General features: G+C 63.0%; 24 protein-coding genes. 12 read left to right on the forward strand and 12 right to left on the reverse strand.

Features of this window, described 5'->3' with window-relative positions:
* Positions 1–55: 55 nt before the first annotated feature.
* Positions 56–667: a glutathione S-transferase family protein gene (locus C7I85_RS20580; protein WP_181257238.1), complete on the forward strand. Its 612-nt coding sequence runs from the start codon at positions 56–58 to the stop codon at positions 665–667.
* Positions 668–905: 238 nt separating this feature from the next.
* On the opposite strand, the gene C7I85_RS20585 is transcribed toward C7I85_RS20580, so the two are convergent.
* Positions 906–1,118, reverse strand: coding sequence for a cold-shock protein (locus tag C7I85_RS20585; protein ID WP_106725891.1), 213 nt, complete (start codon positions 1,116–1,118; stop codon positions 906–908).
* Between the two features lie 308 nt (positions 1,119–1,426).
* On the opposite strand from C7I85_RS20585, the gene C7I85_RS20590 reads away from it, so the two are divergent.
* Positions 1,427–1,756, forward strand: coding sequence for a hypothetical protein (locus C7I85_RS20590; RefSeq protein WP_245445025.1), 330 nt, complete (start codon positions 1,427–1,429; stop codon positions 1,754–1,756).
* On the opposite strand, the gene C7I85_RS20595 is transcribed toward C7I85_RS20590, so the two are convergent.
* Positions 1,753–2,334 (reverse strand): methylated-DNA--[protein]-cysteine S-methyltransferase, encoded by a 582-nt coding sequence (locus C7I85_RS20595; RefSeq protein ID WP_106725893.1) that lies wholly within the window; start codon positions 2,332–2,334, stop codon positions 1,753–1,755. The genes C7I85_RS20590 and C7I85_RS20595 overlap by 4 nt on opposite strands.
* 229 nt (positions 2,335–2,563) lie before the next feature.
* Between C7I85_RS20595 and C7I85_RS20600 the strand changes: the two genes are divergently transcribed.
* Both C7I85_RS20600 and C7I85_RS20605 read left to right on the forward strand, forming a co-directional pair.
* Positions 2,564–3,499 carry a lytic transglycosylase domain-containing protein gene (locus C7I85_RS20600; RefSeq protein WP_106725894.1) on the forward strand — a complete coding sequence of 312 codons (936 nt, stop codon included), beginning with the start codon at positions 2,564–2,566 and terminating at the stop codon, positions 3,497–3,499.
* Positions 3,500–3,547: 48 nt separating this feature from the next.
* Positions 3,548–4,042 (forward strand): GNAT family N-acetyltransferase, encoded by a 495-nt coding sequence (locus C7I85_RS20605; RefSeq protein WP_106725895.1) that lies wholly within the window; start codon positions 3,548–3,550, stop codon positions 4,040–4,042.
* A 96-nt stretch (positions 4,043–4,138) separates the two neighbouring features.
* Here C7I85_RS20605 and C7I85_RS20610 read toward each other — a convergent pair whose 3' ends face one another.
* Both C7I85_RS20610 and C7I85_RS30590 read right to left on the reverse strand, forming a co-directional pair.
* Entirely contained in the window at positions 4,139–4,474 is a 336-nt protein-coding gene (locus tag C7I85_RS20610; protein WP_106725896.1) for a hypothetical protein, read from the reverse strand.
* 822 nt (positions 4,475–5,296) lie between these two features.
* Positions 5,297–6,142 (reverse strand): hypothetical protein, encoded by an 846-nt coding sequence (locus tag C7I85_RS30590; RefSeq protein WP_146148906.1) that lies wholly within the window; start codon positions 6,140–6,142, stop codon positions 5,297–5,299.
* A gap of 249 nt (positions 6,143–6,391) precedes the next feature.
* Between C7I85_RS30590 and C7I85_RS20615 the strand changes: the two genes are divergently transcribed.
* A complete protein-coding gene (locus C7I85_RS20615; protein ID WP_106725897.1) occupies positions 6,392–7,105 on the forward strand; it encodes a type I restriction enzyme HsdR N-terminal domain-containing protein in 714 nt (237 codons plus the stop codon).
* 65 nt (positions 7,106–7,170) lie between these two features.
* On the opposite strand, the gene carB is transcribed toward C7I85_RS20615, so the two are convergent.
* On the reverse strand, positions 7,171–10,647 hold the full coding sequence (carB, locus tag C7I85_RS20620; protein ID WP_106725898.1) for a carbamoyl-phosphate synthase large subunit: 3,477 nt from the start codon (positions 10,645–10,647) through the stop codon (positions 7,171–7,173).
* Positions 10,648–11,080: 433 nt separating this feature from the next.
* Here carB and C7I85_RS20625 point away from each other — a divergent pair, with 433 nt between their 5' ends.
* From C7I85_RS20625 to C7I85_RS20635, 3 genes are all read left to right on the forward strand, one after another.
* Positions 11,081–11,641, forward strand: a complete 561-nt coding sequence (locus C7I85_RS20625) for a sugar O-acetyltransferase (protein WP_106725899.1) — start codon at positions 11,081–11,083, stop codon at positions 11,639–11,641.
* Positions 11,642–11,809: 168 nt separating this feature from the next.
* A complete protein-coding gene (locus C7I85_RS20630) occupies positions 11,810–13,075 on the forward strand; it encodes an alkyl sulfatase dimerization domain-containing protein (RefSeq protein ID WP_106725900.1) in 1,266 nt (421 codons plus the stop codon).
* A gap of 209 nt (positions 13,076–13,284) precedes the next feature.
* The gene (locus tag C7I85_RS20635; protein ID WP_106725901.1) at positions 13,285–13,707 is read left to right on the forward strand and encodes a VOC family protein; all 423 of its coding nucleotides are present in this window, start codon (positions 13,285–13,287) and stop codon (positions 13,705–13,707) included.
* A 126-nt stretch (positions 13,708–13,833) separates the two neighbouring features.
* Here the strand turns inward: C7I85_RS20635 and C7I85_RS20640 are convergent, their stop codons facing one another.
* Entirely contained in the window at positions 13,834–14,514 is a 681-nt protein-coding gene (locus tag C7I85_RS20640) for a dihydrofolate reductase family protein (protein WP_106725902.1), read from the reverse strand.
* Positions 14,515–14,626: 112 nt separating this feature from the next.
* Positions 14,627–14,965, reverse strand: coding sequence for an ArsR/SmtB family transcription factor (locus tag C7I85_RS20645; protein WP_106725903.1), 339 nt, complete (start codon positions 14,963–14,965; stop codon positions 14,627–14,629).
* A gap of 157 nt (positions 14,966–15,122) precedes the next feature.
* Here C7I85_RS20645 and C7I85_RS20650 point away from each other — a divergent pair, with 157 nt between their 5' ends.
* Positions 15,123–16,307, forward strand: a complete 1,185-nt coding sequence (locus C7I85_RS20650) for an MFS transporter (protein WP_106725904.1) — start codon at positions 15,123–15,125, stop codon at positions 16,305–16,307.
* A gap of 4 nt (positions 16,308–16,311) precedes the next feature.
* On the opposite strand, the gene C7I85_RS20655 is transcribed toward C7I85_RS20650, so the two are convergent.
* Both C7I85_RS20655 and C7I85_RS20660 read right to left on the reverse strand, forming a co-directional pair.
* Complete coding sequence (locus C7I85_RS20655) at positions 16,312–17,664, reverse strand: Nramp family divalent metal transporter (RefSeq protein WP_106725905.1); 1,353 nt, start codon at positions 17,662–17,664, stop codon at positions 16,312–16,314.
* Positions 17,665–17,835: 171 nt separating this feature from the next.
* Positions 17,836–18,663, reverse strand: coding sequence for a class I SAM-dependent methyltransferase (locus C7I85_RS20660; protein ID WP_106725906.1), 828 nt, complete (start codon positions 18,661–18,663; stop codon positions 17,836–17,838).
* A 216-nt stretch (positions 18,664–18,879) separates the two neighbouring features.
* On the opposite strand from C7I85_RS20660, the gene ypfJ reads away from it, so the two are divergent.
* Entirely contained in the window at positions 18,880–19,782 is a 903-nt protein-coding gene (gene ypfJ / locus C7I85_RS20665; protein ID WP_106725907.1) for a KPN_02809 family neutral zinc metallopeptidase, read from the forward strand.
* 59 nt (positions 19,783–19,841) lie between these two features.
* Here the strand turns inward: ypfJ and C7I85_RS20670 are convergent, their stop codons facing one another.
* Positions 19,842–20,264, reverse strand: a complete 423-nt coding sequence (locus C7I85_RS20670) for a DUF983 domain-containing protein (RefSeq protein ID WP_106725908.1) — start codon at positions 20,262–20,264, stop codon at positions 19,842–19,844.
* Positions 20,265–20,390: 126 nt separating this feature from the next.
* Positions 20,391–21,593 carry a glutamine-hydrolyzing carbamoyl-phosphate synthase small subunit gene (carA, locus tag C7I85_RS20675; RefSeq protein ID WP_106725909.1) on the reverse strand — a complete coding sequence of 401 codons (1,203 nt, stop codon included), beginning with the start codon at positions 21,591–21,593 and terminating at the stop codon, positions 20,391–20,393.
* Positions 21,594–21,995: 402 nt separating this feature from the next.
* Here carA and C7I85_RS20680 point away from each other — a divergent pair, with 402 nt between their 5' ends.
* Both C7I85_RS20680 and C7I85_RS20685 read left to right on the forward strand, forming a co-directional pair.
* Positions 21,996–22,445 (forward strand): GatB/YqeY domain-containing protein, encoded by a 450-nt coding sequence (locus C7I85_RS20680; protein WP_106725910.1) that lies wholly within the window; start codon positions 21,996–21,998, stop codon positions 22,443–22,445.
* Between the two features lie 55 nt (positions 22,446–22,500).
* Positions 22,501–23,061 carry a GNAT family N-acetyltransferase gene (locus tag C7I85_RS20685; RefSeq protein ID WP_106725911.1) on the forward strand — a complete coding sequence of 187 codons (561 nt, stop codon included), beginning with the start codon at positions 22,501–22,503 and terminating at the stop codon, positions 23,059–23,061.
* Positions 23,062–23,078: 17 nt separating this feature from the next.
* Here C7I85_RS20685 and C7I85_RS20690 read toward each other — a convergent pair whose 3' ends face one another.
* Positions 23,079–24,743: a Na/Pi cotransporter family protein gene (locus C7I85_RS20690; RefSeq protein WP_106725940.1), complete on the reverse strand. Its 1,665-nt coding sequence runs from the start codon at positions 24,741–24,743 to the stop codon at positions 23,079–23,081.
* Positions 24,744–24,855 lie beyond the last annotated feature (112 nt).

The raw sequence follows: 24,855 nt of genomic DNA on the forward strand, positions 1-24,855 counted from the left end.
GATCACGCAGGCCGCGGGCGTTATGCCTTTTCAGCTTCATTTGACGGGGGCCCGCATGATCAAGATCTACGGCATGACCGGTAGCGGCAACTGCTACAAGCCGCGACTTCTCTTGGCCAAACTCGGCCAGCCATTCGAGCATATCGAAGTGAGTTCCCAGAACGGGGGCACGCGATCGGCCGAGTATCTGGCCAAGAATCCGAACGGCATGGTGCCCCTCATGGAGCTGCCGGACGGGCGGCTGCTCGCCGAGTCCAATGCGATGCTGCTGCATCTGGCCGAATGGACGCGGCTGCTGCCGGCTGACAGCTATGAGCGAGCGCTTGCCTATCAGTGGTTGTTCTTCGAGCAGTACAGCCACGAGCCCTACATCGCCGTCCGTCGTGCGCTGACGATTTTCCCCGAGCGCGCCAAGGACGCGACGCCGGAAAGGCTGGCGTCAACACTGGAGCGGGGCAACAAGGCGTTGGGCGTGATGGAAAAACACCTCGCGGCAAACGCCTTCTTCGCAGGCAATGCGATGAGCGTCGCCGACATCGCGCTCTATGCCTACACCCACGTGGCGGGCGACGGAGGTTTCAATCTTTCGGCCTACCCGGCAGTGTCGGCGTGGCTGGACCGCGTGCGCAACGATCCCGGCCACGTGCCGATCGATTGGCTGCCATAACGCTGCCTGCGGCATAGTTGCCGGCGGCGAAGGCGCAATGAAATCCAGACAGCAAAAAGGCGGGGTATACCCCGCCTTCCGTGCCCCAAAGGGCTGATCTGGAGTTCGTCGGCCGGGTTCGGCGGCAATCTGCCGCGTCGAGCTCCCGCCCTTGACTTCCGGCGCGCTTCACGCGCGGCCGCCAGTACATCCGTGACTTGCCGCGCGCTTCGACCCGAGGGTCGGGCGCGCCTTAAAATCAGCCGGCCTTGGAGAGAGATCCAGCAGCCGAACGGCCGGTGCGGCGATCCTGCTCGATCTCGAAATTGACCTTCTGGCCTTCGGCCAGGGTGGACATGCCAGCGCGTTCAACAGCGGAGATGTGGACGAAAATGTCCGCGCCGCCTGCGTCAGGCTGGATGAATCCGAAACCTTTGGTTGCGTTGAACCACTTAACGGTGCCGGTTGCCATACTAGTATTCTTCCTTCGTTCGCTGGGTAGTTTGACTGGATACCGATGCCGAAATCCAGTCGTTGTATCGAGATTTAGGAGATAGACATCAGCAAACGCGAAAAAATCTTCGCGAGAGTACCGAGCAATCGGCCGAAATATCAACGGTCCCGATATAGGAGGTCGTTCGGCTGAGCACAAGAGGGACGCTGGCGCAACAGTTCGTCGTTTTGTAAGGAGGGTCTCCATCTTGCCATTCTTCCGGCCATTTCTCGCCATACCGCGGGCAGGTCGGGTGGGTACTGCCCCGACTCTTCATGGAGATAGTGGTGAAACGTCTGTTGCTCGCTCTTTGCCTGTCGCTGGTGGCCTATCAGGCGCAGGCGATTTCCCGTTACGATTCAACGAACATGAGCTGCGGACAGGTGCAGTCGGCCATCGATCGGGAAGGGGCTGTGATCCTGCGCTATCGCTCGCCGCGTGACCCCTCGGCGCAGCGTCACGACCGCTATGTGCGCGACCGCCAGTACTGCAAGAGCAACGAGCGCGCCGAAACCACCCTGGTGCCGACCGCCGATCGCAAGGCCTGCCCGGTGCGCGAATGCCGCACGGTCGAGACCGAACGCCGCCCCAAGCTGCCGCGCAAGCCTAAGATCTAGAACCCGAACGAACCCTGCGCGGGCGGCGGCGGGCCGACGCGCACGCCCTCGAGCTCGAGCAGCTTCTCCTTCGTCAATGAGCCGCCGGGCGCCGAGAAGCCGCCGATCTTGCCGCCGGCGGCAACGATGCGATGGCAGGGCACCACGATAGGCACCGGGTTGCGGCCGAGCGCCTGGCCGGTCTCGCGCGCCAAGCCGGCATGGCCGGCCCGGTTCGCCAGCTCGCCATAGGTGGTCGTCTCGCCGAAACCGAGATGCCGCGCGGCATCATAGATGGCGAGGCGGAAATCGTCGGCATTGCCCAGATCGACCGCGACGCTGGAAAAATCGATCGTCTCGCCCGCCGCATAGCGCCGCAGCAGGGCAACCGTCTCGGCAATTTTCGCCGGAAGCTCTTCGTCGCGCCGCTCGACCGGCTCTCCACGTTCGGAGCCGGGCAGCGTGGCCAGCAGCCGTCGTTCGGTAGCAGCGCGGTCGCGCTCGGGCAGTTGCAGACGGGTCAGGCCGCGCTCGCTCCAGGCGATGCCGATCCAGCCCAGCGGCGTTTCGAAGAGATGATAGGGAAGGGGAGAAGACATCTGTCGCTATCCGGTCCGAGGGGCGTTTATATCACGGTTAATCGACGTGTACAAATAGAGAACAAACACTTTCCTTACGGATTGAAACAGGTGTTGATCGGTAGCGTTATTGCAATCTTAACCCGTCGTGTTGCCCAGAGGGGGCGGCTCATGTAATTGATTTGACTGTGGGGACGGGTATTTTTTGACAATTGCAGTGAGAGCGGGCTTGCCCAAATTGCGAATTTTCATGGCTGTCGGCGTTGCGCTGTCTGCGGCGTGCCTGTCGGCCTGCACCTCCACCGGCAATGGCACGGCGCCCGATCTTGCGCTGAACACCGCCCCTGTCGACGAACAGAGCGCCGATTTTCCGCTGCCCGAAACGGTTGCCGTGCTGCCCAGCTCCTATGCGCCGGTCGAAGGCGCGCCGGTGCCGCTGGTGGCCGACGCGACTGGCGCGCTGCCCGAGGGCCAGCTGCCGCCGCCGACGCGGCCGGGCGATCCCATGCTGACCACGCCGCAAAAGGCGGGCACGCAGGTCGCCTCGCTGGAGCCCATGATGCCGGCCAGCGCCTATGCCACCGCCGATACCGGTCCAGCCGCCCCGGCCGAGATCGAGCCGCTGATCCAGAAATACGCCGCCATCTACGAAGTGCCGGCGGATCTGGTGCGCCGCGTGGTCAAGCGCGAGAGCACCTTCAACCCCTCGGCCTACAATCGCGGCCACTGGGGTCTCATGCAGATCAAGCATTCCACCGCGCGCGGCATGGGCTATGACGGCCCGGCGCGCGGCCTGCTGGATGCCGAGACCAACCTCAAATACTCGGTGAAATATCTGCGCGGCGCCTTCCTGGTGGCCAAGGGCGACCCCGAGCGCGCCGACCGGCTCTATCAGCGCGGCTATTATTACGACGCCAAGCGCATGGGCCTTCTGGGCGCCGCCGGCCTCAGCAGCGATCGCCACCGCATGCGCAGCCCCGGCGAGGAGCAGCAGACGGCAGCCATACCGGTTGCGGCGACGGTCGAATTCCCGCCGACGTCGGAGGTCATCCCGGCCTCGATGAAGGGCCAGTTCCCGCCGGCTCCGGCTGCACCCGGCCCGGACGACCTGCCGGTGATCACGCCGACCACGGCGCCGGTGCCGACCGCAGCCCCGGAAAAGCCCGTAGCCGCGGGCGCCGCCTGATCCGGTTCGCGCCCATTTCGCAGCATCCGCTTCCTCAGGGGAGCGGCGATGCTTGAGGCGGGCGCTCCACCCGAGGACCAGGTGATAAGGCTGCGCCGCGATCTCGGCGGCGCATTGCAGTCGCCCGTCTGGCCCGCCGGTTTTGTCTCGCGCACACTTTTGTCCTTGGCCGATGCGGTCTGCCTGCATGCGCTGCTGACGGAAGTTTTTTCGGAGCGCCGGGACGAGGCCTTCGATGCCTGGTGGCAAAAGCTCTCGACCGACGAGGAATTCGACCCCGCGCTGTGCTTTCTGGTGTTCGACGCCGAAGGCAGGCTTGCGGCAGCCGCGCAATGCTGGACCAGCGCCTATCTGAAAGACCTTGCCGTGCGACCCGACGCGCGCCGGCTGGGGCTGGGCGAGGCGCTGCTGTGGCAGGTCTTTTGGGCCTTCCACGCGCGCGGCGCGGCCCATGTCGACCTCAAAACCCACACGCTCGAAAACCGCAACGCCGTAAGGCTCTATGAAAGGCTCGGCATGCGCCGCGTGCCGCTGGAGGGGTAGCGCCCCAACGCCAACCTCCCTCATTCTGAGGTGCGAGCCCGCAGGGCGAGCCTCGAAGAACGCAGCTATTCATCGCCACGCCCGACGGAGGCGCCTTCAGATGTCAGGCGCATTGCCGATCACCTTCTTTAGCTCGATTGCCCAGGCGCGGCCCTCATCGCCGCCCCAAAGAAGCCAGGCGACATAGCCGGCCGAGGGATTTTCCTCGTTGCCGAAATTTTTCGCGCGCTTGTCGACCTCGTGGCGGGCGAAGAAGCTCACCATGCGGCGGATGGTGGAGGGCTGCAATGCGCGCCGCGCGACCAGCTCCTGCGCGCGGCCCACCCCGATCTCGGTTCCGCCCCGCCCGAATTTGGCGCGCAGGGCAAGCCCCTTGGCGGCGTTGTCGGCGACGATCTGCGGCGGGACGAGAGAGATTTCGTGGGGTTCCATGCGGTGTTCTCCTGTCGCAGCCACTGTAGCCCTGTTCGCATCCCAGACATAAGCCGCCATAGCCGCGAAGGTTTGTTGCGCCAGCCTCCCGCATTCAGATCGGGGCGGCGCCTGCCGGCCCTCCGCTATGGCTCCGGACGTTCGTCATTCGAAACAGCCAAATCATTGGCTTTTCGTGCGCTCCGCGCACCACTCCTCACCCTCACCATGAGGGCTGCCGTTGGCGCCGACATCCCTCATTCTGAGGTGCCGCGCCAACCTCCCTCATTCTGAGGTGCTCGCCCGCAGGGCGAGTCTCGAAGAACGCACCTATTCATTGCCACGCCCGGTTTTCACCGTCTGGCTCTTTTGAAGAACTGGGAAGACGGGCGGTCGGGAAACGCGCTCGTTTAAGTAAATCTGCGGTCTCCGCGACCGCCCGTTCGATGCTCTTGCCTGGGTTTGTTCGCCTCCGCATTCGCGCGGCCAGCCACACCCTGGGCCCGGACTTGGGGATTCATCATCCAGCAGCGCCACCGTTAACGCCACCAGCCCGGACATCGTCGCCCTCCACGCTCATCCGGTTCATGACCCGTGTTCCCGGTGAGGCCGATGCGAGTGATTATGCGGGAGGTGCTGAACAGGAGGATGAAAAAGTTACGTGTGTGCTTGTTTCGGCGGAAGATTCAATTGGTTATGTCGAATGCACGGTGAGTTTCATCCCCCTTTTTCGCATTGTCGATGAGCGGAGATTTGATCAGCATGATGCGGCTTCGGTCGATCAATATGGATTTGTGTGCCATCGTGTTTTGTCAGATGCCAACCGCAAGGGAATATGGCTCGCTAAGTTGCGTCGCTTGATTTGCGCAACGTTAGTATGGGGGGGATTTCATCATCTGGATAACCATCCAGCCATTCCCTGTAGTAGTCAGGACTAGGAACAAGCCTATCTATTATCTCGTGCCGCCACTTCGTGGCTGCTGGGCGAGTTAACTTTTGTGCCTTGCGCGAGATCAATAGGAGGTCATTATTCTTCTTTTGAAGATCAAAATCTAAAATTAAGGCAAAAAATATTACATCGTCGCAATACGAACTTATGGCGTCAACGACGTTTTTATAGCGTTCATCATGTCCCTTTGGGGTGGGTAGTGCAAGATAGATTGCGATCTTCTCTGGTTCCGACAAGCTGGAATGTCTTATTTCTTCAATTAACGAATTTCTTAATTCAACCGCTTCGCGTAGAAGTTCGATTGATTGAAGAACCGTTGCCGCAGCTGCGGCCGCTCTTCCAGATAGTTGAACCTTCTCGAAGAATAGTGTTTCGGCTTGATTCAATGGAAATCGAGGAAGCGGAAGGGTCCTAAGGTCCATCCTCAAATGGACAATGTTGGCCCCGCCAATATTGCTGCCTGAGCGTAGGTCTTGCTCATACTTTTCCTTTAACTCAACGCCATGCTGTTTTTTGAATATTAGGGCAGCGTTAAGAATGGTGTAACCAAAGATCTGCGACGAGCTAATTAGATTGGACGTCGCTCGTATTTCGCTGACTTCTTGGGCGCGAAGTATTAGCTTCTGCGCGCCCCAGGCTCCGAAATAAGCCGCGAACGCACTTGAGATTGCAACGCCAATGAGATTCATAGCGTTGGCCACTGTAAGTAGCGAATTCAGAGCTTCTACAATAACGCCCACTTGTTACCTTCAAAAATACTTCTGCAGCGCCCGGACCTCCAGGCTGCCAGCTTTCAGCGCGGCCATGGTATCGGCCACCGGCTCCGTGCCGACCAACGGTAATCTCTAACCCATATTTGCGCTTGTCATTCAAGTAATTTGGGCCTCAAATCCACGCTATTCAGAGGGAGGGGTGGGAAATTGACTAAGCTTCCGAAGAAGTTCGTTGAGCGCATTGCGCCGGGTCTAAAAAAATATTAGCGAATAGCGTTGGGGCAGCAGAAGGCAGACGTTGCAGAGGCGGATACAGTCACGCTGGTCAAGGACATACTTGCGGATGTTTTTGGCTATGACAAATATGATGAGCTGACGTCTGAACATCAGATCAAGGGGACTTACTGCGACCTGGCCATCAAAATTGGTGGGCACCTCCGGTTGCTTATCGAGGTCAAGTCTGCCGGCAGCGTGCTGGCGGACAGCCATCTAAGGCAAGTGATAGATTACGGCGCTCATCAGGGAATACATTGGGTAATCCTTACCAATGCGATCGAGTGGCGTCTGGTGCGACTCTACGTGGCCAATCAAATCAGCCACGAAGAGGTCTGCCGGGTGGCGTTCACTGAATTGAACGCAAGGAACGAGGATCACCTCGAGCAGATGTTCCTATTTGCCAAAGAGGGCTTGGCAATAGATGCGATGGACGTATTCCACCAGCAGGCGCAGCTCTTCAACAAATACACGGTGTCGGCGATCGTTCGATCGGAGCCGGTAATTTCAGTCCTACGAAGGGAAATTCGCAGGCTGTTCCCGGACATCAAAGTTGCAAACGAGAACCTTGTGGCGCTCGTCGAGAACGAAGTGCTCAAGCGGGAAACGATGGAAGGCGACAAGGCCAAAGAAGCTGCTTCGCGCATCAGGAAGGCGACGAATAAGCTCGCAAAGGCCAAGGCCGCGAAACTCACCGTGGCTGAAGCAGCCGAGTAGACCGCTCGGAAGAGACGAGGGCGCACAACGGCGCCCTCGTTCATAAACTCATTGAGCGTTACGCCTCAGACAAAATACTCCTGCAGCGGCCGGACCTCGAGGCTGCCCGCCTTCAGCGCGGCGATGGCTTCGGCCACTGCTTCCATGCCGGAGAGCGTGGTGTAGTACGGCACCTTCTGCATCAGGGTTGCGCGGCGCAGCGACTTTGAGTCCGACACCGCCTTCTGGCCGTCGGTCGTGTTGAACACGATCTGCACCTGGCGGTTGCGGATGGCGTCTTCGATATGCGGGCGGCCTTCCAGCACCTTGTTGATCTTTTCGGCTTCGATGCCGTTTTCGGCGAGGAAGCGCTGGGTGCCGCTGGTGGCCAGCACCTTGAAGCCCAGGCCGGCCAGGCGTTTTACGGGCCCCAAAATGCCCTTCTTGTCGGCATCGCGCACCGAGACGAACAGCGTGCCCGAGCGCGGCAGGTCGACGCCCGCGCCGAGCTGGGCCTTGGCGAAGGCCAGCGCATAGTCGCGGTCGAGGCCCATGACCTCGCCGGTGGAGCGCATTTCGGGTCCGAGCAGGATGTCGACGCCCGGGAAGCGCGCAAACGGGAACACCGCTTCCTTGACCGCGATGTGTCCGGGCGTGCGTGCGTCGGGCTTTTCGCCGTAATTGGCGAAGGCGCCGTCCAGCGTCTCGCCGGCCATGATGCGGGCGGCGACCTTGGCAATCGGCTTGCCAACGGTCTTGGCGACGAAGGGCACGGTGCGGCTGGCGCGCGGGTTCACTTCCAGCACATAGATGGTGCCGTCCTTGATGGCGTATTGCACGTTCATCAGGCCGCCGACCTTGAGCGCCTTGGCAAGGGCCGCCGTCTGGCGCTCCAGCTCCTCGACGATCTCGTCGGATAGCGTGTGGACGGGCAGGGAACAGGCGGAGTCGCCCGAATGGATGCCGGCCTCCTCGATGTGCTCCATGATGCCGGAGACGAAGGTTTCCTTGCCGTCGCACAGGCAGTCCACGTCCACCTCGATGGCGTCGGTGAGGTAGGTGTCGAACAGAAGCGGGTTTTTTCCCAGCAGCGTGTTGATCTGGCCGGTCTTGTCGTTGGGGTATTTCTGCTTGATGTCCTCGGGCACCAGGCCGGGCACGGTGTCGAGCAGGTAGCTCTGCAGCATGCTCTCGTCATGGATGATCTGCATGGCGCGGCCGCCCAGCACGTAGGACGGGCGCACCACCAGCGGGAAGCCGAGCTCGCCGGCCACCGTGCGCGCCTGCTCGACCGAGTAGGCGATGCCGTTCTTGGGCTGGGTGAGGTCGAGCTTCTGCAAGAGCTTCTGGAAGCGGTCGCGGTCTTCGGCGAGGTCGATCGCGTCGGGCGAGGTGCCGAGGATCGGGATGCCGTTCTTCTCCAGCGCTTCGGCGAGCTTCAGCGGGGTCTGGCCGCCGAACTGCACGATGACGCCGACGAGCTCGCCGCGGCTCTGCTCCATCTTCAGGATCTCGATCACGTCTTCCGCCGTCAGCGGCTCGAAATAGAGCCGGTCGGAGGTGTCGTAGTCGGTCGAGACCGTCTCCGGGTTGCAGTTGATCATGATGGATTCGTAGCCGGCCTCGGCGAGCGCAAAGCAGGCATGGCAGCAGCAATAGTCGAACTCGATGCCCTGGCCGATGCGGTTGGGGCCGCCGCCGAGGATCACCACCTTCTTGCGGTCGGAGACCTCGGCCTCGTTGGCGAGCTGGCCGGCAAACGGCACCTCATAGGTGGAGTACATATAGGCGGTGGGGGAGGCGAACTCGGCAGCGCAGGTGTCGATGCGCTTGTAGACCGGGTGGACGCCGAGCGAATTGCGCAGCTGGGCGACTTCCTTGGCCTTCTTGCCGGTCAGCGAGGCAAGGCGGGCGTCCGAAAAGCCCATGGCCTTCAGCGTGCGCAGGTTGGTCGCGTCTTCCGGCAGGCCGTGCTCGCGGACGCGCTCTTCCATGGCGATGATGCCGGCGATCTGCTCGAGGAACCACGGGTCGATCTTGCACATGGCGTGCACGTCTTCGAGCGAGGTGCCCATGCGGATGGCTTGCGCCACCATGCGCAGGCGGTCGGGCGTGGGCGTGCCGAGCGCGGCGCGGACGGCGTTCTTGTCGTCGCCATGGCCGATGCCGGGGATCTCGATCTCGTCGAGGCCGGTGAGGCCGGTTTCGAGGCCGCGCAGCGCCTTCTGCAGCGATTCCTGGAAGGTGCGGCCGATGGCCATGACCTCGCCCACCGACTTCATGGCGGTGGTCAGCGTCGGCTCGGCGCCCGGGAACTTTTCGAAGGCAAAGCGCGGGATCTTTGTCACGACGTAGTCGATGGACGGCTCGAAGGAGGCTGGCGTCGCGCCGCCGGTGATGTCGTTCTCCAGCTCGTCCAGCGTATAGCCGACGGCGAGCTTTGCCGCGATCTTGGCGATCGGGAAGCCGGTTGCCTTGGAGGCGAGTGCGGAGGAGCGCGACACGCGCGGGTTCATCTCGATGACGACGAGGCGGCCATTGTCGGGATTGACGGCGAACTGGACGTTCGAGCCGCCGGTCTCGACGCCGATCTCGCGCAGCACCGCGATCGAGGCGTTGCGCATCATCTGGTATTCCTTGTCGGTCAAGGTCAGCGCTGGCGCGACGGTGATGGAGTCGCCGGTGTGCACGCCCATCGGGTCGATGTTCTCGATGGAACAGACGATGATGCAGTTGTCCGCCTTGTCGCGGACGACCTCCATCTCGTACTCCTTCCAGCCGAGCACGCTTTCCTCGATGAGCACTTCGGTGGTCGGCGAGGCGTCGAGGCCCGACTGCACGATCTCGAAGAATTCCTGGCGGTTGAAGGCGATGCCGCCGCCAGTGCCGCCCATGGTGAAGGACGGGCGGATGATGGCGGGCAGGCCGACATGGTCGAGCGCCTGGACGGCAATCGCCATGCCATGGTTGATATAGCGCTGCTTGCGGTCGCCTTCGCCGAGGTTCCAGCTCGTTTCGAGCGCGTCGAGCTCGGTGTCGGAGGCGCCCGAGGCCTTCAGCGCGGCGCGCTCGGCCTCATGCTTCTTGCGGTCGGCGTCCTTGACGTCGGTGGCGTTGGCCAGCATCGACTTGGGCGTCTCAAGCCCGATCTTGGCCATGGCCTCGCGGAACAAAGCGCGGTCCTCGGCCTTGTCGATGGCGTGCGCATCGGCGCCGATCATCTCGACATTGTAGCGCTCGAGCACGCCCATGCGGCGCAGCGACAGCGCCGTGTTGAGCGCGGTCTGACCGCCCATGGTGGGCAGAAGCGCATCCGGGCGCTCCTTGGCGATGATCTTTGCCACCACTTCCGGCGTGATCGGCTCGATATAGGTGGCGTCGGCCAGCTCCGGGTCGGTCATGATCGTGGCCGGGTTGGAGTTGACCAGGATCACGCGAAAACCTTCTTCTCGGAGCGCCTTGCAGGCCTGGGTGCCGGAGTAGTCGAATTCGCAGGCCTGGCCGATGACGATGGGACCGGCGCCGATGATCAGGATGGACTTGATGTCGGTGCGTTTTGGCATGGTCGGGTCCGTTCGTCGTTGGCTCTGCGCAAAAACCCCGGCGCGGGAACGCCCGGCCGGTGGGGTGCAGAGTCTGTTGTCAGGCTAAGGGCGCCTTATAGGCAAATGCCGGCACGCTTGTAACCCCAAATATGCGTAAATCTTTGCGACTTTTCGGCATGGCAGCCATGCGGGAGGGGCGAAGGGCCTCGGATCGTAGCTCTGCTTCGGCCGTCTGGCGATAGCAACGGGTATGTCCAGTGCTGGTCCGGAGCGGCAGTTCGTTTGCGAGCGGCCAAATTTAGCGCCGATTACTCTCAGCCGGCCGTCCTTGGTTGGCGACTGGCAGTGTGGGTGGATTCCGGCCCTTCCGCTTTGTGGCTACACTCAGCGAATCTCGGTGCCCCTCGTGTGCCGAAACGCAGGTTCTATTGTAGGCCGAGGAAACCAACGAATGTCGAACGAGAACCGCACCAAGATCATTCACGGGAGGACGGCGGAATCGGCGGCCATGGTGGCAAACGTCAAACGGGCGATGGCGATCACTGCCAGACTTAACCGTTTGACGTTCGACGATGCAGACGAAATCCGGGCCCTGTTCAGCGAACTCATCGGTAAAAAGGTAGATGAGAGTTTCCTGCTGATCCCGCCATTCTATACGAACGGCGGGGACGAAATCCGCGTCGGGCATAATGTCTTCGTAAATCAGAATTGCACTTTCTATGATCTCGGAGGGCTCGACATCGCGGACGACGTGATGATCGGGCCGAACGTGAGCATCATCACGACAGGTCATCCCCTTGAACCTTCGCAGCGCCGCGCCGTCACAATCGGAAAGCCCATCGTGATTGAGAAAAACGTCTGGATCGCAACCGGGGCAACGATTGTCGGCGGGGTGACAGTGGGGGAAAACTCGGTCGTGGCCGCGGGTTCGGTAGTCACCAAGGACGTTCCCCCGAATACTCTTGTCGGAGGAAATCCGGCGCGGGTCATTCGTTCGGTTGGCAACGACTGAAGGAGCAACCGAAAGAGGTCGCAACCGGCCGGAATCTCGTGCCGCTTCGGTACCGGAAGCTGCCTACGACCCATAGCTGACTATAACTGTCAGCATGCCGCCCCATACTGAATTGCATCAAGGGACATCGATGATAAGTGTTCGGCACAGTTGCACTGAGGATTGAATATGCGTCAGGACCCGTTATTCGAGCGGCTTTGGGACGGCAGCGCCCAGATGGAAGAATGGACCGCCGCAGTTTCGCACGGTGCCATCACCCATGTCGCCGAGAACATCATTACGGTTCACACGACTTACTTCTGCGGCAGCGTGACGGCCATACGCACCTCCGAAGGGCTGGTTTTGATCGATACCGCGAAGCCGGAGACCGCCAGGCCGACCCTCGACGTCGTGCGCTCCTGGGACAACAGCCCGATCCACACCGTTATTTTCACCCACGGTCATGTCGACCACACGAGCGGTATCACAGTCATCGACGAGGAGGCCGATGCGAGAGGGGTTGCGCGCCCACGGATCATCGCCCACCGCAACGTGAAACGGCGGATGGATCGGTATGAGGCATCGCACGGCTTCAACAGCATCGTGCAGGGCCAGCAGTTCAATATGCCCGGCTACATCTACCCAATCGGCCAGCGGCGCCCCGATGAGGTCTATGACGACACCTTGTCCCTTTCCATCGGCGGAGAGCGGATCGATCTCTTCCATGGTCGCGGGGAAACGGATGACGCCACCTTCGTCTGGCTACCCGAACGGCGCGTTCTGGCGAGCGGCGATTTCGTGATCTGGGTGTTCCCCAACGCCGGCAATCCCCGCAAGGTTCAGCGCTACGCGGCGGAATGGGCTGTCGCGCTCCGGCAGATGGAGCAACTCAAGCCCGCAATCCTTATTCCCGGCCATGGTCCGGTCGTTTTTGGTGAGGAGCGGGCACTGCAGATGTTGCGGGATGGTGCCGAAGCGCTCGAGCATCTTGTTCGCGAAACACTCGCGCTGATGAACAAGGGTGCTGCGCTCGACGATGTTCTGCAATCGGTGAAGGTACCGCCCGAAATTCTCGCGAAACCCTACCTGCTCCCGAAATATGATGACCCGGAATTCCTGGTCCGGAGCATCTATCACTTCTACGCCGGCTGGTTCGATGGCAACCCGGCGCATCTCAAGCCTGCTTCGGCAACCGATCTCGCTTTGGAAGTGGCTGGCCTCGCCGGCGGCGCGAGAAAACTGGCCGAACGAGCAGCCGCCTTGTCCGAGGCTGGGCAATCGCGGCTTGCCGTACAGATCATCGAATTGGCCAGTGCGGCTGCCCCCGACGACAAGAGCATTCAAGCCACCCGTGCCGCGGTTCTGCGGACGTGCATTGACGGCGAGAGCTCACTGATGGGCAAGGCCTTCCTTGCCGTCTACGAACGCGAAGCGAGGCAGCGAGCTAAAGGTTGAGCGTCGTCTGGTCGCAACCGGCCGGAATCTCGTGCGGGAGCCCCGTCTTGCCTCGCTCTCTCGAATCTGAAAGCCTGTGCTTGTCTAAAACAGGTTAGGTTGGTGCGGTTGGCCCAACCCCCGCCAGTGCGGGTCCTTCCGTTACTTTGGTAGCGGCCCAAGACCTTCACGCCTCGCAATCCCGCGAGGCGAATGGAAAGGGCTTGGTTATGCAGCAGCAGATTTCAGTTGTCACACTCGGTGTCCGCGACCTCGAGCGCTCCATGCGCTTCTATGTCGGGGGATTTGGATGGATGCCCATATTCCAGAACGACGAGATCGTTTTCTACCAGATGAACGGTTTTGTCCTTGGCACCTTCAAGCTCGGATCGCTTGAGCAGGACATGGGACGATCGGGACTGAGGTCGCCGGGAGCCTTTTCGCTCGCTCACAACGTTGCCGAGCGTGAGGACGTTCAAACGGTGATGCGTCGGCTGGTAGAGGCGGGGGGAAGCTTGGTGCGGGAGGCCGATGCTCCACCGCATGGGGGATTTCGCGGCTATGTCGCCGACCCGGACGATCATGCCTGGGAAATCGCCTGGAACCCTGCATGGGCAATCGACGAGAACGGCCTTGTTACCTTCGGCCTTTGACGGCAGTCGGCCTTTCCTCTCCCCCCCGACGCAGTGGGGGAGAGGTGCCGCGCCATGAACCAAAGGGCCAAGTGACGAGGTGGAGAGCAACAAATATCCGAAGGGAATGCGGGGCGTGAAGTTGGCTTAGGCCGACTTCAGCTTTCGCTCCATCTCCGCCAGTCCGCGGCGCCGCTCCAGTTCCGCCTCGCTCGGATTTTCCAACCCGAAATCGCCGGTCTCGACCTCGCCGGCGCGCTCGTAGGCCGCGACGACGACCCCCTTGGGCGTGACCAGGCTATTGGTCAGCTTGAGCGCGGCCGGCATGGTGCCATTGCCGAACAGCTTTTTGCCCTTGCCGAGCACGATCGGCATGACGATGAGCTGGAAGCGGTCGATCAGGTCATGCTCCAGCAATTGCTGGATCAGCTGACTGGAGCCCTGGATGAGAAGCTGCGGCCCGTCTTCCTGCTTGAGTTTGCGCAAGGCCGCCGGCACGTCGATGCCCAGCCACTTGGTGTTCTGCCAGGTGAGGCTATCGGGATCATGGGTGGCGACATATTTGGTCACGCCGTCGAAGAGCGGGCCGGTCGGGTCGTCCTTCACATAGGGCCAGTGCGCGGCGAAAATGTCGTAGGTGCGCCGGCCCAGAAGCAGGTCGAAGGGCGTTTCGAACAGCTTGCCCATGACGCCGCCCAACGCATCGTCGAAATGGGGCGCGACCCAGCCCGCGAGCTGGAAGCCGCCGGTGGGATCCTCCTGCGGGCCTCCCGGCGCCTGCATGACGCCGTCGAGGCTGACGAATACCGCGGCATTGATGGTTCGCATGATGTCTCTCCGTTTGGACCGGCCCTCTTAGCGGTCCGGCGATGACCCGAGGACGCGCGGCGCGGCGGCATCCCGACATTCACCAATGCAATTGTTTCGCCCGGTGCGGACGTCAGTCTTCCAGCACGACCGCCGCCAGCGGCAGGTCTGCCGCCGAGGCGATGATCGAATCGAGCAGCCCGGGGAACAGCTTGTCGAGGTCTTCGCGGCGCAGGGAGATCAGCCGGCTGGTGCCTACGGTTTCCGTGCGCACCACGCCCGCTTCGCGCAGCTTGGCGAGGTGGTAGCTGATGTTGGTCTTGGAGCCGAGATCCCAGAACTGGCCGCAGCGCATGGGCGTGGCCTCGTCGCGGGCGAGCTGGGCGATGATCGCCAGCCGTGTCGGATCCCCCAGCGCGCCCAAAACATTGGCGAGCGTGATCTGTTCGGTGGTGGGGTGCGGCAGGCTCATGGCGCGAAGGTAGACACAATCATGACGGGGTTCAATGCGGCGCCCGCTCTCCTGACACGAGGCTGACAGGAGAGCGGAGCGATAATCCCAGAGCCAGATTGACAGAACTGGGAGACAAGTTCAATAGTTCAATAACCTTTGAACTAAGGAGAGTCCCTTGGACAAGCGACTTATATGGCTCGCGGTAGGCTCGTTCACCATGAGCACGGTCGGTTTTGTGTTCTCGAGCCTGCTGCCGTCGATCGCGGCGGATACGCACACGACCGTGCCCATGGCGGGCTATCTCATCACCGTGTTCTCGCTGTCCTACGCCATCGGCGCGCCGGTGCTGTCGGCGCTGGCCGGGACGGCGGACCGCCGGCGCGTGCTGACGGTCGCGATGCTCATCTTCCTGGCCGGCAATGTGGTTGCAGCCACCAGCGTGTCGTTTACGACCTTGCTGCTCGCCCAGATACTGATGGGCATGGCGAGCGGGCTCTTTGCCGCCACTGCGCAGGCCACCGCCGTTTCGCTGGCCGGACCCGAGCATCGGGCGCTTGCGATTTCGGTGGTCGTGGGCGGCACCACCTTCGCTGTGGCGCTCGGCGCGCCGTTGGGGGCGCTGATTGCCACTGTGTGGGGCTGGCGGGGCACTTTCGGCACGGTCGCGCTTCTGGCGCTGGCCTGCGCGACGGTGCTGTGGCTGCGCCTGCCGCGCGGGCTTCGGGGAACGAAGCTGACCCTGCGCGAACGCTTCAGCATCATCGGCCATGCCGGTATTGCTCCGTCGCTGGCGGTCACGTTCCTCTATCTCGCCGGCGGCTTCATCATCATCTCCTATCTCGCGCCGCTGGCGATCGAGGGGGCGGGGCTGACGAAGCTTGCCCTGCCGGGGCTGCTGCTGGCCTTCGGCGTCGGCGCGGTGATCGGCAATCTCTCCAGCGGCTACCTGGCCGACCGGCTCGGGGCGACACGCATGGTGGTGGCTTCGCTGCTGGCAACCTCGGTCATGGTGCTTTCGATCGCGCTTGGGCTGCATTTTCTGCCGCGTGAGCTCTGCGGTCCGCTGCTGATCGGCATCATGCTGCCTTGGGGCATCATCGGCTGGGCATTTCCGCCGGCGCAGGCAAGCCGCATCGTCGGCTATGCGCCTGAGGTGGCGCATCTAACCCTCTCGCTCAATGCATCGGCCATGTATCTCGGCATTGCCAGTGGCACCGCGATCGGCGGCCGGGTTCTGGAAAACGCGGCGCCGGCAGACCTCGGCTTCGTCGCTGCCCTGTTTCCTCTCGCGGCGCTCGCGGTGCTCTTCGCCAGCCTGCGCTCGCAGCGCAGACTTGCGGCAGAGATGCCGGCGGAATAGCGGCTTAGCCGAGCACGAAATCGTAGATCAGCTTGAGGTTCAATACCGCAATCACGATGCCGATGAACATGGCGAAAACGGTGAGCCAGCGCGGCGCCACCAGCGGGCCCATCTTGGCCTTGCTGGCGGTGAAGATGACCAGCGGAAACACCGCAAAGGAAAGCTGAAGGCTGAGCACCACCTGACTGAGGATCAGGAGCTTGGCGGTGCCGCCTTCACCATACCAGATGGTGACGGCGGCGGCCGGCACGATGGCGAGCGCCCGGGTGATGAGCCGGCGCAGCCAGGGCGCCAGCTTGATCTGGACAAAACCTTCCATGACGATCTGGCCGGCAAGCGTCGCCGTGACGCTGGAATTGATGCCGCAGCAGATCAGCGCGATGCCGAACAGCATCGGCGCCACTGAAACGCCCAGCAGCGGCGCAAGCAGGGCATGGGCTTCGGCGATGTCCTCGACATTGGTCTGGCCGACCTTGTGGAAGGTGGCGGCGGCGAGGATCAGGATCGAGGCGTTGATGACCAGCGCGAAGGTCAGCGCGATGGCCGAATCCCAGGAGGCGAACCGCAGTGCCTCGCGCTTGTGCTCGATGGTTTCGCCATAGGCGCGGGTCTGCACGATGCCCGAATGCAGGTAGAGATTGTGCGGCATGACCGTCGCGCCGAGAATGCCGAGCGCGAGATAGAGCATGTTCGGGTTGGTCACGATCTCGGTGGTGGGGGCAAAGCCGCGGATCACGCCGCTCCAGTCGGGGTCGGCCATGGCGATCTGGATGGCGAAGCACGCCGCAATCACCGCAAGCAACGCGATGATCAGCGCCTCGACCCAGCGGAAGCCGAGCTTTTGCAGGTAGAGGATCAAAAACACGTCGAGCGCGGTGATGAGCACGCCGAGTTCCAGCGGGATGCCGAAGATGAGGTTGAGGCCAATGGCCGTGCCGATGACCTCGGCAATGTCGGTGGCGACGATGGCGATCTCGGCCATGATCCAGAGGCCGTAGGAGACCTGCTTGCCATAGGCGTCGCGGCAGGCCTGGGCGAGGTCGCGGCCCGAGCCGATGGCAAGCCGGGCGCAGAGCGCCTGCAGCACCACCGCCATGATGTTGGAGATCAGCGCCACGATGAGCAGCGAGTAGCCGAATTTCGAGCCGCCGGCGAGCGAGGTGGCCCAGTTGCCGGGGTCCATGTAGCCGACGGCGACGAGATAGCCGGGGCCGATAAAAGCGGCGGCCCGACGCCAGGTCGGGCCGGTGGTTCTGACTGCGATGGAACGATGTACGTCTGAAAGTGAGGCTTCACCCCGGGGCTGGCGCCACCCTCCTTCAGCGGTTTCGGTGGCGGTGCGGCTGGATAAGTCCATGCTTTGTCTGGCCCGGTTCTGGCATAAATTCGCAATTGCAAATCAGTGGCAGTTAAAGTTGGGCGAGATCAAGGAGAGGCAAGGCGGGGAGGGCGATATTTTTTGGGCCAGGCGCTGCGGCTTGGCGCGGGCGTCAGGCCAGCGGCACAAAAAAGCTGGGCTGTTCCAGCCTCAGCGTTTCCGCGCCAGCATCTGGATCGGTGCGACGGTGCCGGCGGAAAGTGCTGCCATGAGGTTGCCCACCCGCACCGGGGCAGCGGCGCCCATCACCGTGTGCAGGCCGAGCGGCGGCGGGCCGTTCCTGGCCACGTCCTCGCGCATCTGGCGGTTGAGCTCGAGTACCATCTCGCGGCGGTTCCTTTCGGCTTCGATGGCAAAGCCGGCATCCTCGAGCAATTGCCGGTAGGCGTCGGGCGTTTCGACGAAACTGGTCGCGGGCGTTTCCGCCCAGGGCATGGGGTAGGGCAGCTCGCCGTCGCCCATAACCATGACGTCGTAGACGGCGAAGATGCCGTCCTGCCCGAGAACGCGATGGATCTCGCGCATGGCGCCCGCCTTGTCGTCGATGTTCATGCCGACATGGATGAGCGTTGCGCGCTCGAAAGCCCCGTCCGCGAAGGGGAGGGAAAGCGCGCTTGCCCGAACGAACGAAACGCGGTCGGCAAGCCCGCAGCGCGCCGTCAGGGCGGTGGCAACCGCCACGAACTCCTCGGTGAGATCGACGCCGATGACGTTTACGCCGTGTTGCTCGGCGAAATAGCGGGCCGGGCCGCCAATGCCCGAGCCGATATCCAACAGCCGCATGCCCGGTGAAAGGGCCAGGTCGTTCGCCAGTTCGGCCGTCGCCGCCCGCCAGCCGAGATGAAATTCGTCGGCGGCGGAAAGGTCCGATGGCTGGAGCCTGTCGATGTCCTTACCGGCGTTGCGCAGCGCGTCCAGTATGGTGCGTTCAAGCGCGCCACGGCTGTAATGCCGGGCGACGTCCTCTTCGGTGGTCATGGCCAACCCTCGTCTGAAGCTTGTCCGGAAGCGCGAAGCCTATCCCGTTTTCAATACCGCTGAAAGCGGCACCGACGCGAAGCGCGCCGATCCGGCGCTGGCGAATTCCGGGAAAAACTCTGTGACTTGCTGCAACCGTTGGACTAGATTCCGACTTGATGTTGCGGCAGTGGCAGCGACCCCGCCCGGATCTGAAACGAGAATAAGGTTCGCATCATGCTCTGGAGAGGCCGGCGGCAAAGCGACAATGTCGAGGACGATCGGGACCAGGGCGGCTACGGCGGCGGAGTGGGCCCGGGCGGCGGCTTTCGCATCCCGGTAGGCGGGGCATCCGGTGGGCTTTCGCTGTCGGGCATCATCATCATCGTCGTGATATATTTCGTGCTGAAGGCCATCGGCATCGATCCGATGATGGTTCTCGACGGCGGCGAAGGGCCGGGGCCGGGCAGCACCCAGATCAGCCGCAACGCGCCGCAATCCAATGACGAGATGAAGCAGTTCGTCGCCACCGTGCTGGCCGAGACGGAAGACACCTGGAGCGGCATCTTCCAGGCCAACGGCCTGAAATATGAGGACCCGAAGCTGGTGCTGTTCACCGGGCAGACGCGCTCGGGCTGCGGCTTTGCCTCGGCGGCGTCCGGGCCGTTCTATTGCCCGGAAGATCGCAAGGTCTATCTCGACCTTTCCTTCTACAACCAGCTCGATCGCCAATTCGGCGCTTCCGGCGACTTCGCGCAGGCCTATGTGCTGGCGCATGAGGTCGGCCACCATGTGCAGAACCTGCTGGGCATCCTGCCCAAGGTAAACCGCATGCGGCAGTCGATGAGCGAGGAACAGTCCAACGCCATGTCGGTGCGCGTCGAGCTGCAGGCCGACTGCTTCGCCGGCATCTGGGGCCACTATACGGGGCAGAAGGGACTGCTGGAAAAGGGCGACCTCGAAGAGGCGCTGAACGCCGCCAAGCAGATAGGCGACGACACGCTGCAGCGGCGTTCGCAGGGCTATGTCGTGCCGGAAACCTTCAACCACGGCACCTCGGCGCAGCGCATGAAATGGTTCAAGCGCGGCTTTGACAGCGGCAAGGTGGCGGACTGCGACACGTTTAACAACCAGCCCTGAGAAGCCAGGCCGGCAGACGGCTGCGTCGGTTCGACGAGCCGTAGACAGATGGGGAAGCGTCAGGATTTTCCGGCGTCGCGCCCGCGCTTGGCGCGGGCATGCCATTCATGGTCGATCGAGCCTTCGGCGGCCTTGTGGAAATATTGCGAGCAGACCAGCCAGCCCTTGAGCGGCCGCAAAAGCAGCATGCAGGAGCCGATCGTTAGGGGCAGGGTGGTGATGATATGCACCCAAATCGGCGGCTCGTAAGTGAGCTGCAGCCACAGCGCAAAGCCCAGCGCCGGCACCGCTACGATGGTCATCGCGAAGAAAGCAGGGCCGTCCGCCGGGTCGGCAAAGGAATAGTCGAGTCCGCAGACCTCGCAGCTAGGCGCGAGGCTCAGAAAACCCCGGAACAGATGGCCCTGCTGGCAGCGTGGACAGCGGCCGAGAATGCCGGTGAGCATCGGGTTTTCGGTAGGCGTATAGTTGGATGGCTCCATGGCGCGTCCCTGTCTTCCTCCGGGAAGATATAGGGCTGCGAGAAAGGGACCCCAAACGACCAATGGGAAAGCCGCCCGAGGGCGGCTTTCAAACTGTTGCCGTGGCGAGATCAGGTCGCCTTCGCTCTAGCGCTCGGCTAGCGCCGGCTCCCCCTTGCGCTCGCGGATGAGGTTGACGAAGCGGCGGAACAGGTAGTGCGAGTCCTGGGGGCCGGGCGAGGCTTCGGGGTGGTGCTGCACCGAGAACACCGGCTTGCCGGTGAGCGCGATGCCGCAGTTGGAGCCGTCGAACAGCGAAACGTGTGTCTCCTCGACCCCTTCCGGCAGCGACTTCGAGTCGACCGCAAAACCGTGGTTCATCGATACGATCTCGACCTTGCCGGTGGTGTGGTCCTTGACCGGATGGTTGGCGCCGTGATGGCCCTGGTGCATCTTCTCGGTCTTGCCGCCGACGGCCAGCGCCAGCATCTGGTGGCCGAGGCAGATGCCGAAGATCGGCAGTTCGGTCTTGAGCAGATCCTGGATGACCGGCACGGAATATTCGCCGGTGGCGGCCGGGTCGCCGGGGCCGTTGGAGAGGAAGATGCCGTCCGGCTTCATGGCCAGGATGTCCTCGGCCTTGGTCTTGGCCGGAACGATGGTGACCTTGGCGCCGAGGCCTGCCAGCAGGCGCAGGATGTTGCGCTTCACGCCATAGTCGACAGCGACCACATGCATGGTCGGCTCGCTCTGTTCGCCATAGCCTTCGTTCCAGACCCAGGGCGTTTCGCTCCAGACCGACGACTGGCCCGAAGTGACTTCCTTGGCGAGGTCTAGGCCGACGAGGCCCGACCAGGCGGCTGCCTGGCGCTTCAGGTCCTCGATATCGAACTTGCCGTCGGGCGCATGCGCGATGACCGCGTTAGGCGCGCCCTTCTGGCGGATCAGCGCGGTAAGCGCGCGGGTGTCGATGCCGGCGATGGCGACGACGCCGCGCCGCTTCAGCCACTCGTCAAGGTCGCCCGAGGCGCGGTAGTTCGACGGATTGGTGATGTCGGCCTTGAAGACCGCGCCGACGGCGCCGGCGCGCGCGGCCGGGGTCAGGTCCTCGATGTCCTCGTCATTGGTGCCGATATTGCCGATATGCGGGAAGGTGAAGGTGACGATCTGGCCGGCATAGGATGGGTCGGTGAGGATTTCCTCATAGCCGGTGAGCGCGGTGTTGAAGCAGACTTCGGCAACCGCGCTGCCGGTGGCGCCGAGGCCTCGGCCCTCGATAACCGTCCCGTCGGCCAGAACCAGTACTGCGGTCGGCACTTCGGTTGCCCAGGGGGCGGTGTTCGTGGCCATGTCGGCTACTCCATATCCTGTTGTTGCAGCAGGCTTCGTCAGCGGGTGGCCGGGTTGCGGCTCGAGGGATCAAGCGCGTAGCACAAAACACGGGGTGCAGCGGCCTCCCGCAAAACCCCCGTGCATACCCGATAACAAGTCCATGCAAGGCGCGGACAATAGGGGAAGGTCGGCGAAGGGTCAATGTTCGCGCCGGCCGCTGCCGGCAAATATTTTGCAGCGCAATATCATGTGCAACCCGAACGCCCGGTGGGGGTTTGCCTTCCATGCCCCGGCGCTCTAGACGGGTGCCTCCCCCAAGGAATCGGGGAGGCGAAATACAGTTTGCCGCTGGCAGTAAAAGCCCATTCCCGCCATGCGGGTCATGGGCTATTGTCCTTGCGGTTCCAAGGAGTTGCCGACATGCGCGAGACCATTGCCCAGGCCCTCAAAGACGCGCTCAAGGCGCAGGACAAGCTTCGCATCTCGACGCTCAGGCTGGTCAATGCCGCCATCCAGGATCGCGACATCTCCAACCGCGGCGTGGGCAAGGACCCGGTCAGCGACGAGGATATCCTGCAGATTCTCGCCAAGATGGTGAAGCAGCGCGAGGAGTCGGCCAAGGCTTTCGAGGACGGCAAGCGGCCCGAACTGGCCGAGAAGGAGCGCGCGGAAATCGAGGTCATCCGCGGCTTCCTGCCCAAGCAGATGGACGAGGCGGCGGTGAAGCAGGCCGTGGCCGACGCGATCGCCGAAACCGGCGCCGAGGGCCTGCGCGACATGGGCCGCGTCATGGCCGTGCTCAAGGAGCGCTTCACCGGCCAGATGGATTTCGGCAAGGCCGGCGCGCTGGTGAAGGCCTCGCTGCAGTAGGCCGCCCGCGCGGGCGGCTCCCCCATCCCTAGTAACACATCCCCTGCGTGAAGTGATGTCGATCCGACTTGTAAAGCCTGCGGTTGAGCACCTGCCGTCCTATCTGGACGCGCTACGGCGCGGCTGGTCGCCGGACAATGTGCGGCCGGAAGTCACCGCCCGCGAGCATCTTGCGGCGATCGACGCCGATCCGGTCGCTTTCGTCGAGAGCCAGGACGATCCCGAGGCCAAGGGCCCGCCCATTACGCTGCCGGACGGCACGCAGGTGCCGCGCCTGCCGGGCTATCGCCGCTTCATCTGGGATGGCGAGGTGGCCGGCTCGATCGGCTTCCGCTGGCAGGAGGGCACGTCGACGCTGCCGTCGCATGTGCTTGGCCATATCGGCTATGCCGTGGTGCCGTGGAAGCGTGGCCGTGGCTATGCCACCCAGGCGCTGGCGCTGATGCTGGAAGAGGCGCGGGCGAGGGGGCTCGCCTATGTCGAGATCACCGCGCAGCCCGACAACCTCGTTTCGCAGAAGGTGATCCTCGCCAATGGCGGCGTGCTGGTGGAGCGCTTCATGGAAGATCCGGCCTATGGGGCAGTCGAAAGCCTGCGCTTCCGCATCGATCTTTGAATAACGTGGGATAAGGCTCAGCTCGCCTTCAGGCGCGACTTGTGCAGCAGCCCCTGTCCTTCCAGCACCGGATAGACCATCGAGGTCAGCAGCGAATTGATCTGCTTGAGGTCGCGGATGGTATCGAGGTGGATCGTGCTGGTCTCCATGCTCTTGGCAGCCCCTTCGCGCAGGCGCTCGAAATGGCTGGTGCTGGTGGCTTTTTCGAAATCGCGCAACCGGTCTTTCTCGATCACCAGCTGACGTGCGGAATCGGGATCGCGCGAGATCAGCACGTTGAATGCCAGGCGCGCATTGGCCAAGACCGTGGCGTGGAAGGCGGCCAGCTCGCTCCAGCCTTCGGGCGTGAACTCCAGCTTGCGCTGCGCCTTCTTCTGCACATGCACCAGCATGTTGCGCACGATGATGTCGCCGACCTGCTCGAGCTTGACGCAGGCGCCCAGCAATTCCTGGTAGCGTAGCGCCTCGTCCTCGGTCATCTGCTGGATGGTCGCCTTGGCGAGGTAGAGTTTTATCGCGGCGGTCTTGGCGTCGACACGGTCGTCGAGCGCGGCCAGCGCCTTCATCTTCGCCTGGTCGGCATGCTCGTAGAGCTCGAAGATGGTCGTCAGCATGATCTCGACGATTTCGCAGACGCGCACCACCTCACGCGTGGCGTTGGCCAGCGCCTGGCTGGGGGTGCCGAGGTCGGCTTCGTTGAGCGCGCTGAGCTCGACCATTTCCAGCGGCTCCGCCGGCTTGGGCGGGGTGTTGAGCGCAACCAGCGCCTGCGAGGCACGGTAGACCAGCCGCGAGAAGGGGAGGCCGGCCAGAAGCACGACGACGTTGAAGAGGATGTGCGCGTTGATGATCTGGTCGGGCACCGTCGAGCCGAGCAGGGCGGGCGAGGGCTTGAAGGTCAAAAACGCCGTCAGCATCACCAGCGAGCCGAGCCCGCGCATCAGAAGATTGCCGATCGGCACCACGCGCACTTCCGGCGGCGCGTTGCGGGTGAGCAACGGCGCGATGATCGAGCTGCCGAGATTGACGCCCAGCACCAGCACAATGCCGAGTTCGGACGGGATCAGCCCGCGCCCCGCGAGTTGGACGATGAGCAGCACGCCCGCGATGCTGGAATGGAACAGCCAGGTGACCAGTGCCGCCAGCAGATAGGCCGTGACCGGATCGCCGGAGAAATAGTTGATGATCACCGGCATGAGGCTGCTGTCGCGCAGCGGCTCGGAGGCCTGGCCGATCAGCTCGAGCGAGAGCAGCATCAGGCCGATGCCGACGAGGATGCGGCCGAACTGGCGCCAGGCGCGCCGTTCGGTCGTCATGAAGATACCGGTGCCGGCGGCGATCAAGATTGGCACCAGGAGTGACAGGTCGAAGGACAGCACCTTCACCACCAGCGCCGAGCCGATCTCGGCGCCGCGCACGGCGAGCTGACCCGCCATGCCGCTGACGATGCCGGCGCCCGCAAAGGAGCCGACCAGCAGCGTGACCGCAGTCGAACTCTGGAGCGCGACGGCCAGCGCCGTGCCCAGGATGATCGCCATCAGCGGATTCTGCATGGTGGAGCGCAGTTTCTGGCGCAGCACGTCGCCATAGGCGCGCTCGACGCCGGTGCGCACCATGCGCGTGGCATAGAGCAGCAGCGCCACCGCGCCGGCCAGATTGAGCAGGACGACCGAGCCACTCACGACGGCAGCCTCCGCAGGCATGCGGTCATCGAGATCGGCCAGTGGCTTCCAAAAGCGGTCATGTCGCGAATCGAGATCATCTTGCGCTCCCGCAACAGGTTAGCCGGATAAT

Origin of the sequence: Pseudaminobacter soli (ex Li et al. 2025), from assembly GCF_003012705.1 — a bacterium.
GTDB lineage: Bacteria > Pseudomonadota > Alphaproteobacteria > Rhizobiales > Rhizobiaceae > Pseudaminobacter > Pseudaminobacter soli.